This window comes from Nocardia sp. NPDC052001 (genome assembly GCF_040680615.1).
Taxonomy (GTDB): Bacteria; Actinomycetota; Actinomycetes; order Mycobacteriales; family Mycobacteriaceae; genus Nocardia.
On the sequence record NZ_JBFAXC010000015.1, the window covers coordinates 76,747 to 92,616 of the forward strand.

Annotated in this window: 16 protein-coding genes; 6 read left to right on the forward strand and 10 right to left on the reverse strand. The window is 64.8% G+C overall.

Annotated features, from left to right (window positions below; all coding sequences use genetic code 11):
- The first annotated feature begins 259 nt into the window (after positions 1 to 259).
- Both AB0L82_RS39185 and AB0L82_RS39190 read left to right on the forward strand, forming a co-directional pair.
- Positions 260 to 1,465 carry an alpha/beta fold hydrolase gene (locus tag AB0L82_RS39185; RefSeq protein ID WP_364648912.1) on the forward strand — a complete coding sequence of 402 codons (1,206 nt, stop codon included), beginning with the start codon at positions 260 to 262 and terminating at the stop codon, positions 1,463 to 1,465.
- 263 nt (positions 1,466 to 1,728) lie between these two features.
- Complete coding sequence (locus AB0L82_RS39190) at positions 1,729 to 2,679, forward strand: alpha/beta hydrolase family protein (protein WP_364649136.1); 951 nt, start codon at positions 1,729 to 1,731, stop codon at positions 2,677 to 2,679.
- On the opposite strand, the gene AB0L82_RS39195 is transcribed toward AB0L82_RS39190, so the two are convergent.
- The gene (locus tag AB0L82_RS39195) at positions 2,607 to 3,323 is read right to left on the reverse strand and encodes a TetR/AcrR family transcriptional regulator (RefSeq protein WP_364648915.1); all 717 of its coding nucleotides are present in this window, start codon (positions 3,321 to 3,323) and stop codon (positions 2,607 to 2,609) included. The genes AB0L82_RS39190 and AB0L82_RS39195 overlap by 73 nt on opposite strands.
- A gap of 140 nt (positions 3,324 to 3,463) precedes the next feature.
- On the opposite strand from AB0L82_RS39195, the gene AB0L82_RS39200 reads away from it, so the two are divergent.
- Entirely contained in the window at positions 3,464 to 4,840 is a 1,377-nt protein-coding gene (locus AB0L82_RS39200; protein ID WP_364648918.1) for an AarF/ABC1/UbiB kinase family protein, read from the forward strand.
- A 27-nt stretch (positions 4,841 to 4,867) separates the two neighbouring features.
- Here AB0L82_RS39200 and AB0L82_RS39205 read toward each other — a convergent pair whose 3' ends face one another.
- The 3 genes from AB0L82_RS39205 to AB0L82_RS39215 all read right to left on the reverse strand — a co-directional run bounded on the left by AB0L82_RS39205 (position 4,868) and on the right by AB0L82_RS39215 (position 6,768).
- Positions 4,868 to 5,236: a hypothetical protein gene (locus AB0L82_RS39205; protein ID WP_364648921.1), complete on the reverse strand. Its 369-nt coding sequence runs from the start codon at positions 5,234 to 5,236 to the stop codon at positions 4,868 to 4,870.
- A 293-nt stretch (positions 5,237 to 5,529) separates the two neighbouring features.
- Positions 5,530 to 6,087: a hypothetical protein gene (locus AB0L82_RS39210; protein ID WP_364648924.1), complete on the reverse strand. Its 558-nt coding sequence runs from the start codon at positions 6,085 to 6,087 to the stop codon at positions 5,530 to 5,532.
- A 192-nt stretch (positions 6,088 to 6,279) separates the two neighbouring features.
- The gene (locus AB0L82_RS39215) at positions 6,280 to 6,768 is read right to left on the reverse strand and encodes a MarR family transcriptional regulator (RefSeq protein WP_364648927.1); all 489 of its coding nucleotides are present in this window, start codon (positions 6,766 to 6,768) and stop codon (positions 6,280 to 6,282) included.
- A 71-nt stretch (positions 6,769 to 6,839) separates the two neighbouring features.
- On the opposite strand from AB0L82_RS39215, the gene AB0L82_RS39220 reads away from it, so the two are divergent.
- Complete coding sequence (locus AB0L82_RS39220; protein WP_364648930.1) at positions 6,840 to 7,760, forward strand: NAD(P)/FAD-dependent oxidoreductase; 921 nt, start codon at positions 6,840 to 6,842, stop codon at positions 7,758 to 7,760.
- Here AB0L82_RS39220 and AB0L82_RS39225 read toward each other — a convergent pair.
- The 4 genes from AB0L82_RS39225 to AB0L82_RS39240 form a co-directional block, all read right to left on the reverse strand.
- Positions 7,751 to 8,638: an alpha/beta hydrolase gene (locus AB0L82_RS39225; RefSeq protein ID WP_364648933.1), complete on the reverse strand. Its 888-nt coding sequence runs from the start codon at positions 8,636 to 8,638 to the stop codon at positions 7,751 to 7,753. The genes AB0L82_RS39220 and AB0L82_RS39225 overlap by 10 nt on opposite strands.
- A gap of 140 nt (positions 8,639 to 8,778) precedes the next feature.
- Positions 8,779 to 10,311, reverse strand: coding sequence for a long-chain fatty acid--CoA ligase (locus AB0L82_RS39230; RefSeq protein WP_364648936.1), 1,533 nt, complete (start codon positions 10,309 to 10,311; stop codon positions 8,779 to 8,781).
- 90 nt (positions 10,312 to 10,401) lie between these two features.
- Positions 10,402 to 11,526 (reverse strand): DUF5938 domain-containing protein, encoded by a 1,125-nt coding sequence (locus tag AB0L82_RS39235; protein ID WP_364648939.1) that lies wholly within the window; start codon positions 11,524 to 11,526, stop codon positions 10,402 to 10,404.
- 29 nt (positions 11,527 to 11,555) lie between these two features.
- Complete coding sequence (locus AB0L82_RS39240) at positions 11,556 to 12,359, reverse strand: SDR family NAD(P)-dependent oxidoreductase (RefSeq protein ID WP_364648942.1); 804 nt, start codon at positions 12,357 to 12,359, stop codon at positions 11,556 to 11,558.
- 211 nt (positions 12,360 to 12,570) lie between these two features.
- On the opposite strand from AB0L82_RS39240, the gene AB0L82_RS39245 reads away from it, so the two are divergent.
- Positions 12,571 to 13,209, forward strand: coding sequence for a TetR family transcriptional regulator (locus AB0L82_RS39245; protein ID WP_364648945.1), 639 nt, complete (start codon positions 12,571 to 12,573; stop codon positions 13,207 to 13,209).
- 3 nt (positions 13,210 to 13,212) lie between these two features.
- Here AB0L82_RS39245 and AB0L82_RS39250 read toward each other — a convergent pair whose 3' ends face one another.
- The gene (locus AB0L82_RS39250; RefSeq protein WP_364648948.1) at positions 13,213 to 13,944 is read right to left on the reverse strand and encodes an alpha/beta hydrolase; all 732 of its coding nucleotides are present in this window, start codon (positions 13,942 to 13,944) and stop codon (positions 13,213 to 13,215) included.
- Positions 13,945 to 14,161: 217 nt separating this feature from the next.
- Here AB0L82_RS39250 and AB0L82_RS39255 point away from each other — a divergent pair, with 217 nt between their 5' ends.
- Positions 14,162 to 14,656: a hypothetical protein gene (locus tag AB0L82_RS39255; protein ID WP_364648951.1), complete on the forward strand. Its 495-nt coding sequence runs from the start codon at positions 14,162 to 14,164 to the stop codon at positions 14,654 to 14,656.
- 5 nt (positions 14,657 to 14,661) lie between these two features.
- Here the strand turns inward: AB0L82_RS39255 and AB0L82_RS39260 are convergent, their stop codons facing one another.
- The gene (locus AB0L82_RS39260) at positions 14,662 to 15,786 is read right to left on the reverse strand and encodes an FAD-dependent monooxygenase (RefSeq protein ID WP_364648954.1); all 1,125 of its coding nucleotides are present in this window, start codon (positions 15,784 to 15,786) and stop codon (positions 14,662 to 14,664) included.
- Positions 15,787 to 15,870: the final 84 nt, after the last annotated feature.

Below are 15,870 nucleotides of genomic sequence, written 5' to 3' on the forward strand. Positions count from 1 at the left end.
GTCACCACCGAGTCCGCGCGGCATTGTGACGGACCGTCGAATCCTGTTCGGACAGAGGCGAATCGACGTCAATAGCGCTGTCGGAAATACTCTGTTGCGCCTCATGAATCGGATCCGCTTATTTGGTGAACCGCCCAAATACCTCGGCAGTCTCTTCTGACCCGCCCTTGCCCCGGCTTAGTTTGATCCCGGTTTCGATGCCGCCACCCATTGTGCGGCAAGCGAACTCGACGTACATCGGGCCGGAGAAAGGCACACAATGAGACGAAGTACCCGCCCACGGGCATTACGGTCAGCGATTCTGTCCGGGGTTTCCCTGCTGGCGGTCGGATTCGCCGGGACGACCGCCACCGCGGCCCCCGATCCCGCGCCCACCGAACAACAACTCGCCGACTACATCAACGCGGGACTCAAAGGCGGGCCGATCGCCGATTCCGGCAGCGGGGGCTCAGGGTCCTCGTGCAACTCCGGCAGCGGCGCGGGGTCGGGCAACGGCTCGGGCGACTGCTACGGCGGCTCCGGTTCCAGCTCGGGCTCGGCGGGTGGATACTCCTCCGACACAACGACTTACGGGCCGTCGATGACCTCGTGGCTGGCCGCGTTCGGTTACGGGCTCGCCCATCCCGACGCCACCCCGCCCGGTGCCAACGACTGGAACTGCAAGCCGACGGCTGAACATCCGCGCCCGGTGCTGCTGATCCACGGCACCTGGATGAATGCCTACAACGGCTACGCCTATATGGGCCAGCCGATCAAGGACGCGGGCTACTGCACCTTCACCTTCAACTACGGCCGCTCCAACCTGATCGAGGGCGGCGGGCTGGGCTCGGTCCTGCCCGGGGTGATGGGCACCGGCTATATCCAGGATTCGGCGAAGCAGTTGGCCGCCTTCGTGGATCGCGTCCTCGCGGCGACAGGCGCGCCGAAGGTCGATATCGTCGCGCACTCGCAGGGCGGGGCAATGGCGAACTGGTACACCAAGTTCGAGGGCGGCGGCCCCAAGGTGCAGCACCTGGTGACCTTCGGCGCCACCCATCACGGCACCTCGCTCGACGGTATCGGCGCGCTCGGGCGCATGATCAACAACGCTGGCATCGACGTGTTGGGGCTCATCGAGATCTTCGTGGGCCACGCGGGAATTCAGCAGACCATTGGCTCGGATTTCGTGAACAAGCTCAATGCCAACGGCGACACCATCCCGGGCATCGACTACACCGTCGTCGGCACCCGCTATGACGAGGTCACCAATCCCTACGAGCTGACCTTCCTCAAGGCGGTCCCGGGGGCGCACGTGGACAATATCGTGCTGCAGGACGGCTGCGATCAGGATCTGTCCGACCACCTGACGATGATGTACTCCCCGCGTGCCCTGTCGATCGCGCTGCGGGCACTGGACCCCGCGCACAGCGTTCCATTGCAGTGCACCTTCAACCCGCCGCTCGTCGGCGGCGGCGGCTCGCTGTAGCCGATCCACACACGTGTACCGGGCCGTCCACGCACCCTGACGGCGTCCGGTACACCTCGCAGGCCCGCACTTCGCCGAGTGCCGCTGGACCCGTGCGTGCTCTCGCCGGAGCTCCGCAGCCTGCGCGCGAGGCCCGCCGGGGGCTCCCTGACCCCGGTGGGCCTCGCGTCATTTTTTCGTTCGAGGAGTTAGCGCAGATGTCGAATCGATCCCTGAATCTTCTGTGTCGCAGTGTGTTCGCGACCGCTTCGGTCGTACTCGCGATGGTGGTGCCCGCGCAGGCGGCCCCGGACGGTGGGTCCGCGATCACCGGGTCCTGGGCGCTCGACGGGCGCACCGTGCAGTTGCGGGTGCACTCGGCGGCGATGAACACCGACATCATGGTGAATGTGCAACGACCGCCGGATACTTCGGCGTCCGCGCCGACGTTGTATCTGCTCAACGGCGGAGGCGGTGGTCAGGACAGTGCCACCTGGCAGCGCAACACCGATGTGCTGGGGTTCCTCGCGGACAAGAACGTCAATGTGGTGCAGCCGATCGGGGGCCGGTGGAGTTACTACACCGACTGGCGTGCGCCCGACCCGAGACTCGGTGTGTACAAATGGAAGACGTTCCTGACCGAGGAGTTGCCGCCGCTGATCGACGCGGAGTTCCATACCAACGGCGTGAATGCCCTTGCCGGACTGTCGACTTCGGGCACATCGGTGTTGCAGCTGCCGATCGCCGCGCCCGGACTGTATCGCGCGGTGGCGGCCTACAGCGGATGCGCACAGATCAGCGATCCTATCGGCAGGCAGTTCGTCAAGACCGCGGTCGAGGGCTGGGGCGGCGGCAATACGGTGAATATGTATGGGCCGGACGATGATCCGATGTGGGCGGCCAATGATCCGTATGTGCATGCGGACCAGTTGCGCGGGACCGCGCTGTTCGTCTCGACCGGCACCGGAGTCCCCGGCATGTACGACGTCTACAACGGTCAGTACATGCAAAGCGGGCCACGGGGTTTCGTCAATCAGCTGGTGATCGGCGGGGTGCTCGAGGCGGCGGTGAACTGGTGCACGCACAATCTTCAGACGCGGTTGGCAGATCTCGCGATTCCCGCCACCTTCGACTTCCAGCCAACTGGCACCCACTCCTGGGGTTACTGGAAAGACGCGCTGGTGCGGTCCTGGCCGATGCTGGCCGCGGGACTCGGTGTGCCGGGCGGCAATTGATCCATCGCGATCTCGGCTTCGATCCACGAAGCCATCATTCGTCCGGTCATGGTGATGATTTCCGCGCGTTCTTCGGGGTCGACCTCGATCGCGGAGGCGCGCAGCACGCCCGCGAAGCCGGTATTGACGAATACGAATGCCATCACGTCGTACTTGCGGTCATTGCCGGGTCCCAGGATCTGAATCAGCAGCACCTTGACCAATAGCCGCAGTCGCGGCTCGAACTCGGGCAGGCCGCTGCTGTAGAACTGCACGCCGCCCACCAGCGCGCGCACCAGTTTCGCGTTGGTGACGAGTTCCTCGGTGAATACCTCCAGGATCTCCACGACCACCGCCGCCCGAGTGAAATCCGGCTGCGAAGCGACCGAGTGCTGCGGAAAACCCGACAGCCATTCGGTGAAGGCGCGCTCGATACGATCGAGCAGGCGGCCCAGCAATTCGTCCACCATGACCGAACGATCGGCGAAATAGCGGTACACGGTGCCGATACTCACCTCGGCCTCGGCGGCGATGCGGTTCGTCGAGGTGTCATTGATACCGCGCTCACCGAACAATCGCGCGGCGGTGTCCAGGATGTGTTCCCGGGTCTCTCTCGAACGCTGCTGGGCCGGGCGACGTCGCTGACCTGCATTCTTGGGCGGCATCTCGACCTCCCTCCCTACTTTCCGGTAAGGATGAGTATTGCTCATTTTCCGGCTCTCGAAGATCGTTTCGCGATGCTGTAAGTTATTGCGCCACAGGGCTGATGGCATGCACCCCCGCGCGCAGGCCCATGGAGGTGCGCATGGCGTCAGGTCGGGTACCCAAGGGACGGTTGACCAGGGGCAGCCGGATGGGTCGCTTGGCCGCCGGACAGGCCATCCGGGGCGCCGGAACCCGGCTGGCGATGATCGGCCAACCCGAGGAAGCGCGCGCGATTCTCGCCGAACGCTCCGCATTGCAGGCCGCGCAGCAACTGGTGACCATTCTGGGCGGGATGAAGGGCGGGGCGATGAAGATCGGGCAGATGCTGTCCGTTCTCGATGTCGGCCTGATACCCGAATCGCATCGCGAAATGTTCCGGGTCAAACTCGCCGAATTGCGGGATCGGGCTCCGGTGGTGTCGTTCCCGGCAATGCGGCAGGTCATCGAGGACGACCTCGGACCTCTATCGGGCGTGTTCGCCGACTTCGACGAGATGCCGGTAGCGGCGGCCTCGATCGGGCAGGTCTATCGCGCGCGATTGCACGACGGCCGCACAGTCGCGGTGAAGGTGAAATATCCCGGCGTGGACGAGGCCGTGGCCGCCGATCTGCGCAACCTCGAATTCTTCAGCAAGCTATGGAAATCCGCGCTACCCAGCGCGGCTGACGCGGGCGTACTGGACGAGATAGCCAGCAATATCAGCGCCGAACTCGATTACCCGCGCGAAGCGCGCACCCAGCATCTGGTCGCCGCCCGCTACCGCGACCACCCCTACATCACCGTCCCCGACAGCATTGAACAATTCTGCGGACATCACGTACTGGTGACCGAATTCGTCGAAGGCCGTCCCTTCGACCACATGCGCACCCTCCCCGACGCCGACCGAAACCGCATCGGCGAACTCATCTACCGCTTCTACATCACCTCCCTGTTCACCGATCACGAATTCTGCGGCGACCCCCACCCCGGCAATATCCTGCTCGCCGCCGACGGCCGCCTCGCCTTCGTCGACTTCGGCCTCTACCACCGCATGGACCCCCTGCACGTCGGCTTCGAACGCACCGCCCTGCAAGCCGCCGCCGAACACCGCGGCGAAGACATCCACCGCCAATGGGTGGACCGCGGCATCATCGACCCCCGCGCCGGCGTCAGCCCCCAGGAATGCCTCGACTACGTCTGGGCCGCCACCGGCTGGCACCTGCTCGACGAAGACATCACCATCACCCCCGAATTAGCCACCGGCGCAGTAATTCTCGCCGTCAACCCGCGCTCCACCGAATTCCAAGGCATGCGCAAACAACTCCTACCCCCCGAACACGTCTTCTCCCGCCGAGCCGACCTCTTCACCTTCGCCGCCCTCGGCCAACTCGTCTCCACCAACAACTGGCACCGCATCGCCCGCGAATGGCTGTACGACGAGCCGCCGACCACCGAAATCGGTTGTGTGACAGCGCAATGGCGTGAGTCGATGCAATGATCCGAAGACGCTAGTTCGCCATGACGGTCACCCCGGCACGGGGGCTGTAGGCGATCCGGTTGCGTGGCGGGCGAATCCGCGTCGCACCAGATCACGCCCGGAGCGCCAGCTCCCGACATGCGGGGTGCGGCGAGCCTTCGGAGGGGATAGCGCCTCGGCGACTGCTTCGCCCTTGTCGGACAGCCGGATCGATCCGGGAATCGCCATAGGATCGGCCCAATCGTCCGGGTTTTCCGTGGCGAGCAAGCCGTAGGCCGCGATCAAACGGAGTGCGGACACCAGCTCACTGTGCGGCGCTCCCACCATTCTCACCAGTAATGCGGTGCTGCACCCCGACTCGGACACCAGATCGAGGATCTGCACCGCATCGCGGTGGGCCCTCAGCTCGTCCAGCATCCTCTGATCGTTGTAGTCGCCATTCACCTGAATCGCCTCCTCGCTGCCCGGAATACCGAACCGGTCAGAAACTGGACGATAGGACGTTCGTGCAGGTAGGGCGCCTGCATTGACACACCTTTGACACCGACGAATCGTTTCCTGACACGATCCGAACGGTCGGACCGGACGGGTCGATTATTCGCCGGGCCAAGGTAGGCCGTTCACTGCGAATATGACACTGCGGCCGTCATCGCCGCGGATACCACTCGGCCCGGTACGAATCTATAGGGACTCCAAGGGGCTGAGGTCTGTCAGGGCAGGGGCCGTCGAAGCAGTGTGTCGGTCCATTGGCGTTGCTCGGAAGTGTCGGGGACGGTGAGCCCGCGGGCTTGTTCCAGTCGGTTCCATGCCGTGTCAGGGTCGGTGCCGTTCAGCACGAGGAGCGCGGCGGCCAGCAGCGAGGCCCTGCCGATGCCGAAGCGGCAGTGGGTGAGGACGTGTGCGCCGTCGTCGAGTTCCGCGGCGAGGCGCTGGAGGGTTGGCAGCACACTTGCCTGCTCGGGTATGCCGCGGTCGACGATCGGGATGGAAACGAACCGCAAGCCCGCCTCGCGTGCGGTGCGTGGTTCGGCTTCGAGGTCGCATTCGTAGAGTTCTGGCGCGGTGAGCGCACAGACCAGAAAATCGACGCCACTGGCTCTCAGCCCGGCCATCTCGTCTCCGAGCCATTCTCCGCCGCGTGGTTTGGCCATGATGCTCAGCAATCCGGGACCTCGATGGTCGACGGTGTAAAAGGTTGGGCGCATATTCATTGCCTCAGGTTCTGGTGGTTGTTTGCCAAATCGGCGTCGCAAAGTCAGGTTGATCACCGAAGATGCTGCCGGGCACGGGCATTGCGTGCACTCTGGCGTGAATGGGCGAGGGTGCCGTCGACACCTCGCCACTGCACTGTATGTCACCACCGTCGACCTGTTGACCGCCATCTGTCACAACGCCACGATCGGCCAGCGAATCCACCGATCCCTCACCTGGTACGACCGCTAACCCTGGACTCAAATCATCTAGCGCGATCGGGTTTCGAGGGCCTGCGCCAGGTCTCGTAGTGCTTGAAGAATGCGGGCTCGATTGGGGCCGAGATCGGCGAGTAGTGCTGCGTGGCAGTGAAGTTCGCGGGGGAACACCTGGTCGATCGCTGCGATGCCGGTGTCGGTCAGATGCACCAGGGCGGAGCGCCGGTCGTCGGGGTTCGGGGTGCGGGCTATGAGGCCCTTCTGCTCGAGCTTGGTCAGGGTTTTGCTGACTCCAGCGCGCGACATGCCGAGATGTTCCGCGAGGCGAATCGCGGTGATCGGCTCGGTCGAATAGCGCAGCGGCACAAGCAATTCCACCTCTGCGGGGCTGACGTCCGCCTCGGAGTAGATGGGCTCGACGGCTCGATCGAGTAGGCCGGAGATGCGTTTGAGCTGGCCGATCAGCTGCATCGGCGAGGTATCCATGGCCGGGTTATGTTCACGCCAGCGCTCGATCGTGCGGTCTCGGAGTGTTGGCACGACCGGTTCTCCTTTTTGTTAACTGGTGAACAATCCGTTAGGTTCGATCGTAACAGGGAGAAGGGGCGGGTATGCGATTCGATGTCGTGGTTGTCGGTGGTGGAGCGGCCGGGCTCAGCGCGGCAACAGTTTTGGCGAGAGCCCGTCGCACCGTGGCTGTTGTCGATGCCGGCGAGCCGCGGAATGCGCCCGCCCGGCACGCGCACGGTTTCCTGTCACGTGATGGCGTCGAACCGGCGCAGTTGCTCGCGGCCGGGCGAGCCGAAATGCTCGGCTACGGTGGACAGTTCCTGCCCGCACGGGTGATGGGCGTTGACCGGTGCGCGGACGGATTCGTTGTGCGAATACCGGATTCGGTGATTTCAGCACGCACGGTTCTGGTGGCGACCGGTCTGCGTGATGGACTGCCGCCGATCCCGGGACTGCGAGAGCAGTGGGGAATCGATGTGCTGCACTGCCCCTACTGCCACGGCTACGAGGTGCGTGACACCACGATCGCTGTAATCGGCGGGGACAATAGGCCGTTCACCCTCCATCAGGCCGCCCTCGTTCGCCAATGGTCCGACGATGTGATCTTCTTCCCGAATGGCATCGAACTGACCGAGCGGGAACGGCGGGCGCTGGTGGCTCGCGACATTCGCATCGACAGTGCACTCGTCTCACGGACTACCGTGCATGCAGGACGAATTCGAGGTATCGAGCTGCGCGATGGCCGTTCGGTGCCGCGCCGGACCGTGTTCATCGGCCCGACCTTCATTCCACGCGACGAATTGCTGAGGAGTTTGGGCTGCAGTCTCGGCGAGAATGGTTGGGTCGCTACCGATCCGACGGGACTCACCAGCGTGACGGGCGTATGGGCAGCAGGCAATGTCGTCGATTCCCCGGCCCAGTTGATCGGCGCCGCCGCAGCCGGATCAAGAGCCGCCATCGCCATCAACCACCACCTTCTCGCCCAAGACATCGACTGCGCCCTCACTCACAGCTATTCGTGACCAGGACCGCTCGGTCGGAGGTTGAGCATGGCGGTCGCTACCTCGTCAGCGGCGGTGTGCGGCAGCGCGGTTCCCATGTTGTCGAGGGTGAGCAGTTGTGCCGCAGGGATTTCGGCGGCGAGTGCTTCGCCGTTGCCGAGGGGGAAGAACGGGTCGGCGCGGCCGTGGACCACGAGGGTGGGGATGATGAGGTCGCCGAGGCGTTCGCGCCAGCGTGGGGCGCAGTTGATTCGGGAGAAGACCACGCCGAGTTGGTTCGCCCGGTGCACTGCGGGATCGGCCGATGGGGTGCGGTCCCAGATTCGGGCTGCTGTCGTGCGAGCCTGATCCGGGTCGTTGCCCATCAACTTGGCGCTATCGGCGGCGAAAGCGGCTACGGCATCACGGTCGGACCAGTCCGGCGCCGCGCGGGAGAACACCGTGCTCAGGATCGCGTGGTCGTGGTCCGGCAAGTCCTCATCGACGGGACCGGGGGCGACCGGCCGGGTGCCGATCAGGGTCAGGGCGGAGAATTCAGCGGGATGGTTCAGGGCGGCAACCTGAGCGACCATTCCGCCGACACCGACCCCACCGAGATGAGCGGTCGAGGCACCGAGTGCTCCGACGAGCGCAACCGCATCGGCGGCCAGATCACGCAGGTCGTATGCCGGGTTTTCCGGATCGAGGGTCGTTGATGTGCCGGAGTCGCGCAGGTCGTAGCGCACTACGCGACGGCCACCGGACGCAAGTCGCTCGCAGAGTGCGTCGGGCCAGGACAGCATCGTCGTACCCCCGATCAGCAGTACCAGTGGATCGGCTTCGCGACCGAAACTCTCGACGCCGAGATCCACACCATTGGCTCGTATCGTGGTCGCACCGGATTGAAACGGGCTCGTCATGCCGCACTCCTGTCTGTCGGGATCCGTAGATATCGACGACGGGACCGGGTGAAAATCATCGGTGTCGGCGAGCGGGTTCTGGTCATCGGAGTGGCGGCTGTGGGTTCGGCACGTAGACGTCTGCCGCACGTATCGATGTATCAGTTTGCGCGCAAACGGTTTCGGATGTCGGGCTTGAGGACCTTGCCGATCTTGGAGCGGGGTAGATCGGACCAAATCTCTATCTGCTTAGGCGATTTCACTCCACTGAGCAGGGATCGAGCGTGCGCGCGCAGCTCGTCGGCGGTGGCGATGTGACCGGCGTGCAGTTGGACGACCGCGGTCACGCGTTCGCCCCATTTGTTGTCGGGGAGGCCGATGACGGCGCAGTCCTGGACGGCGGGGTGGCTGAGCAGGGCCTGTTCCACTTCGGCGGAGTAGACGTTGAAGCCGCCGGTGATGATCATGTCTTTGGCGCGGTCGACGACGAAGAGGTAGTTGTCGGCGTCGAGGTAGCCGATGTCGCCGGTGTGGTGCCAGCCGTAGCGGGAGACGTCGGCGGTGGCTTCGGGGTTGTTGTGGTAGCCGGCCATGACCAGGGGGCCTTTGACGACTATTTCGCCGCGTTCGCCGGTGGGGAGCAGGTTTCCGGCCTCGTCCATGATGGCGACCTGGGTCAGGGGAGTGGGGCGGCCCGCCGAGGCCAGGCGTTCGGTGGCGATGGTGCCGTCGCGGTGGAAGTGGTCGGCGGGGGACAGGGTGGAGACCATCATGGGGGCTTCGGATTGGCCGAAGAGCTGGCCCATGACGGGGCCGATACGGTCGAGGGCTTCGGTGAGGCGGGTGGTCGACATGGGGGCCGCGCCGTACCAAAGGCATTGCAGGGAGGAAAGATCGGTGCTCGAGAGCGCGGGGTGGTCGAGCAGCATGTAGATGAGGGTGGGCGGCAGGAACGAGTGCGTGACGCGGTGCTGCTCGATCCGGTGCAGATAGTCACCGAGATCGGGTGCGGGCAGGATGACGATCTCCCCGCCGAGAGCCAGGATCGGGAAGCACAGCACGCCCGCGGCGTGGGTGAGCGGGGCCAGGGCCAGATAGCGGGGCCGCTCATCGAACGGGTAGCTCATCAGAGTGAGCGCTGTCATCGTCTCGATGCTGTGGCCGGTGAGCCGAACTCCCTTGGGACGCCCGGTGGTTCCGCCGGTGCCGACCAGCATGACGAGGTCGTCGATCGGATCGGCCTGCCACGGTGTCGGCGGTATCCTCCCGATCCATTCGGCGAACCCGATCGCACCCTCGACCGCGCCGTCCAGGCAGATCGCGGTGGTCACGCCGGGCAGCTGCGGCAGGATTTCCTTCACCAGGGGCGCGAAGGACTCCTGGAAGATCAGATAGGTGCAGTCGAAAAGCTCCAGCAGGTCCCGGTTTTCGGCGGCATCGTTGCGCGGATTGATCGGGCACCACACCGCGCCCGCGCGTGCGATGCCGAAAACACAGGTGAAGGCCGTGATGTCGTTGGCGGACAGGATCGCGACCTTATCGCCGGGGCGAACACCGGACAGGTGCAGCGCGCGGGCGACCTGCCACGAAAGCTGTTGCACCTCTTGATAGGTACGGCTCTGCCCGCCGGCGGTGAGGCAGGGCGCCGCGGGACCGAGGGACGCACCCTTGTCCAGGTAGTCGGTCAGACGCATTGCATAACCTCCGAGAAACCTACTGGGGGATAGAAGAATTCGGGCCGCCGACGCCGATTGCAGGGGTTGCGCCGGCGGCCCGATGCGTGATCAGCGGTGCACGGTCAGAATCGGCTCCGAAACCAATCCGAAAGCGCGCAGCACCCCGAGCAGTTCCCGGTGCCCGAATGCCTGACAGGCGGAGGCGAATCCGACCTGTTTCGGCGGCGTTTGCAACAGGGCGTTGGCGGCGTACGCCTGCAGCAGTCCGGTCTGCTTGTAGTTGCAATTCCCGTAGATCACACAGTGCGCGCGCCCCAACGGCCCCGACGCGTGGACCGAATCCAGCGAGGTGTTGATGCGCGGGTTCTCGCGCGGCGGCATCTCATCGCGCACGGCCGCCGCCTGCTCGGTGAGCACCCGGAGCTTCTCCTCGGGCGGCAGATCCTTCACCTGTTCCAGGACCGCGGCCACGATCAACGGCACGCCCTGCATGAGCGCGCGGTCTGCGACTCCGCCGAGCACCTTGACGTTCGCCACGCGCGGATCGTGCTTGAACCACACCGGATGTGAGGTTCCACCCCACGGCAGCGCAAGGCCGATTTCATGCTGGCCGGGTACCACCACGTTGTACAGACCGGCATCGGCCGGCCATTCCACGTACCGGTTCTGCTCGAGGTAGTACGCCTTGGCCAGCGCGGCATTGACCAGAATGGTCTTGGTGGACGCGACGGTCGGGAAGCCCTTCCAGATCACCTGGATATCGAGGGTGTCCAAACCCGGTGTCTCCAAGCAGATTTGGGCGGCGATCTCACCGGTGGTGTACATCTGCGCGATACCGGGGGAGAGCAGCAGACCCTGCGCCGCCATATCCGCGCCGTACTGCTCATCGCAGTCGATGAGCCAATCCTGTTCGCCGGTGGTGTCCAGATAGTGTGTGCCCGCGGCGATGCACGCCTTGACGACCTCGTGGCCGTACTGCGCGAAAGGGCCGACGGTATTGCAGACCACCGACGCGCCGCGGAACAGTTCGGTGAGCGATTCCACCGAATGCGCGACCTCGACCGTCTCGTATTCGACGGTGTCGATACCGGGGATGTGGTCGATCGCCTCCTGCAGGCGGGTCTTGTCCCGCCCGGCGGCGATGAACGGAATCCCGTACTCGCGCAGGTATTCACAGATCAGTCGGCCGGTGTAGCCGGAAGCGCCATAGACGACAACGGGTTTGGTGCTCATATCTTTCGGACCTTTCATGGTTCCGGTGCTCACATGCCCATGCCGCCGTCGACCGGAAGACCGGCCCCGGTGATGAAGCGGGCGGCGTCGGAGGCGAGGAAGACGACGGCGTCGGCCATATCGGCGACTTCGCCGAGGCGGCCCTGCGGGGTTTGTGCGATCACCGCGGCGACGGCCTCGTCCGCGCTCCCGAACAGCCCGATCTCGGCGACATCGTTCGCCAGCTGCGCACCCATCTCGGTGGGCACCAGGCCCGGGTACACGCAATTGACTCGGACGCCGTAGCCGAGCTTGCCCGATTCCATGGCCGCGACCCTGGTGAGCCGGTCGACGGCGGATTTGGTCGCCGAGTACACCGAAATGCCCGGGAATGCGATTGTCGCGGCGACCGAGGCGATGTTCACGATCGCACCGCCCCGGCCTGCCGCGCCCCCGGGCCGCATTGCCCGGAACGCGTGCTTGATGCCCAGCGCGGTGCCGAGCACATTCACCTCGAGCATGCGACGCACCTGCGCCGGATCGAGATCCACTACGAGACTTGTGATTTCGACACCGGCATTGTTGACCACGATGTCGAGACCGCCGAGCGCTGCGACCGTATCGGTGATGGCGTGTTCCCAGCGGTCGTCATCGGAGACGTCGAGTGGGACGAATTCCGCAGTGGCTCCGGTCGCGCGCAGTGCCTCGGCGGTCTGCTTGCCGAGATCCTCGTTGACATCGGCGATGGCGACGGCAGCGCCCGCGCGGGCCAGCGCCTCGGCCATTCCCGCGCCCAGTCCGCGCGCCGCTCCGGTGACCAGCGCATGGCGCCCGGACAGGTCATACCCACTCATCAGGGATCTCCTCTTCGAGATGGCTTGTATTGCTCGACCACTCATTACGCGCCGGCGGGGGATGAGATGTGAGTCACAGTACGCAAATCTTTGGACAGTCGTCAAGACTTTTCTTGACGACTGTCCAAAGTCAAGCTGCGGATGTTTTGTGACCCGAGATACACTGGGCGGGGTTCCACCCGGTGCGACAGTGCAGATGAGAGGAGGCGCGGTGACCGAGATCGTCGAGAAGCGGGCTCGTATCGCCCGCCGCCAGGTCGACAAGTTCGCTGAACGTCGAGCCCAACTGGCAACCGCGGCACTGGATGCGCTGGCCGAACTCGGCTACGCCCGCACCAGCCTGCGCGAGATCGCCCAGAAATCGGAGTTCACGCACGGGCTGCTGCACTACTACTTCAGCGACAAGGTCGAACTGCTCACCCACGCGGTGCAGCAGTACGAGGCGGTCTGCGTGACCCGGTACGACGACATCGTCGCCGCCGCGACCACCGCCGATGGACTACGCACCGACTTCAGCGATGCGATGGCGGGCACCCTGGCAACCGATGCCGCCCTGCACCGTCTCTGGTACGACCTGCGCAATCAGGGATTGTTCGAGGAATCGTTCCGCGAGGACGTCATCGATATCGACGCCCGCCGCGAACGCATGATCGCCAATGTCGTGGTGCGCTATGCCGAACTTGCCGAAAGCCCTTTGCTCATCAGCGAATCCATGGCCTATGCCACCTTCGACGGACTGTTCCAGCGAGCGCTGCTACTGCACAACGCCGGTGCCGCCGATGCGGTCGAGGGACTGCGCCGCGATGCGGCGGCCCTGCTCGACCTGACCATCGGACGGCACCGGAGCTGATCGTTACTTAAGATGCCGGGCGAAGAAGCAATTCGCTTCTTCGCCCGCGTACTGCGGAACGCCGGTGTGCCCGCCCATATTGGCGTTGAGCGCCTTCTCTTTCGAGCCGAAGGCATCGAACAGATCCAGCGCCATCTGCCGATCGTTGCCCTCATCGTCCCACTGCAACAGCACATGCAGCGGAATGGTGACCTGCCGGGCTTGTTCGATAATGCTGCGCGGCACATAGCTTCCCGCGAACAGCACCGCGGCCGAAACGCGCGGCTCGACGATCGCCAGCCGGACGCCGACGGAGATGACCCCGCCCGAATACCCGACCGAATCGCCGATCTCGGGCAGTTCCTGCACGGCGTCGATGGTGGCCTGCCATTCGGGAACCGACTGTTCGACCAGCGGGAGGATGAGCCGGTCCACGATGTCATCGCTGACCGGCTGACCGGCCTGAATAGCCTGTCGCAGATCGGCTCTGGCCTGATCGGCAACCGCGGAACTCGGCCGGTCCCCGCTGCCCGGGAGTTCGATGGTGACGGCGGCATACCCTTCGGCCACCGCGCTCCGCGCCCGCGCCGCCACTCGCGGGTACATCCTCGGTAGTCCACCGGGATGACCGACGAGAATCAAAGGTGCTGGCGTAGCGGATGATTCGGCGGTCCACAGTATGCCGGGGACCTCACCGAGGGTGAATTCGCGCTCGATAACACCGTCATCGAGCCGCTTTTCGGAAGTGAATTGCATGGTCGTGCCTTTCGGGAGTGCTCAGGAATGGCGCTCCCGGACGACCTATCGCCCGACCGTGACCCCAGAGGGGAGCACCCATATCGATACAACGTTCACGGGTACCACCTCCTCATTCGCTCACACGGCCCACGGACTGTAGCAGCGGTCCCCGCCGCCGGGCAAAAGGTTTTGACCTCGTGTCGAATGTCGGTGCGCACCGATATCGTGGGTGGCCGTGTACGAGATTGCCGAGCTTGCGGGTTTTTGTGCGGCACACGGGATCTGGAGTGTGTCCGATTCCGATGTGTTGATCCCGTTGATCGGGTACGTCCATGCCGACGGGACCAAAGGTATGGAGCGTTTCCTCGACGACGATGTCGGTGACTCGGCAGTGGCAGCCGAGGAGAGGCTGGCTGATAGCCCGGTGGGTTGGCTACGCGCCGTGCTCGTCGTCGATGCCTACCTGCACCTGGACAGGGGGCGGACCGATGCGTTGATGATCAAAGCCGTCGAGTTCTCCCTGAATCCTCGGTCGATGCGGATAGCCGTTCCCTACCGGCACCATTCGACGGCGGAGGGTTTCGCGGTGTACCGGCCGAAATTCATGGAGGCACATGGTTTCGGCGATTCCGACTTCGACACCTTGGGAGCCGCGTTCTACGCGGGCGTCGACTCCCATGAGAAGGCAGCGGCGGTATGGAACGCTCACCTGCTGAACGAATCGGCCTGACGCGCTCAAGACAGTTTTGCTTCGGGGGCGAAGGCGGGCAGGCGTTCGAGGCTGGTGCGGACGGCTTCGGAGCCGTATTCGAACATTTGGCGTTCGTAGCCGTCGACCGCGCCGAGGAGGTTTTGACGGCCTTCGTTGGCCTCGATCAGGCTGCGGCGCAGCACGTCCGCGTCGCGCAGGGCGGTGTTCGCGCCGTTGCCGCCGGTGGGGGAGGTGGCGTGGATAGCGTCACCGAGGAGGGTGACCGGGCCGGGGGTCCAGCGCTGGCCGGGGTGGACAACCCGGATGGACAGCAGGGCGCTGTTGTCGGGGTCGGCCTGTTCGATGAGGGCGCGTAGTTGCGGGTGCCAACCGGGCATGTGGGAAAGGACGGCGTCCCGGGCGGTGGCGTTGTCGAGTGAGCCGTTCGGGGGCAGGATCATGGCCCAGCGGACGTAATCGCCGATATCGGGGAGGGTGACTTCGGGGGCGAGGTGTTCGGCGGCCTGCTTGGGCGGGGTGCGGAACTGCATCGCGCCGAGCAGCAGGCTGACGCCGTCTCCGGCGATCTTCGAGCCGAAAGCCTTTGAGATGTCGGCGAATTCGTCGGTCAGTGGAGTGCGGCCGATGACGAAGCGGACGCCGGTGTCGGTCGGGGTGGTGTCGGGTGACAGGACACCGCGGACCGCGGAGGTGACCCCATCCGCGCCGACAAGCAGATCGGCGGTGGCCGGGTCGCGATGGGCGAATTTGGCGTGGACCTGACCGTCGGGCAGTACGTCGTAGCCGGTCAGCGCGGCGTCGGTGTGCACGATGAGGCCGGTCAGCAGCAGGTGCCGCAGCACCTGGCGATCGACCACGATGCCGGTGCGACTCGCACCGAGCTTGCCGATCTCGTGGAGCTGCGGGTCCAGGATGAGCTGTTCGGCGGAGGCTTCCATGACGATCTCGTCGAGCAGTCGATGCCAGCGGGTGGGCAGGCAGTCGCGGACGGCCTGGAAACCGATCGGGTTCAGCACGAGGCGGTAGCCCTGGAAGCGGGCGACGATGCCCGGATCGCGCTCGAACACTTCGGCCTCGATTCCGGCGCCGCGCAGACCCTGCGCGAGAGCTAAACCGCCCAGACCTGCACCGATAACGGAAACTCGCATCACACACCTCCGGAAACACCGACACGAACTAAGTTCGTTCTGACGATCTAAGTTTTAATTGACGAACTAAGTTCGTGTCAAGCT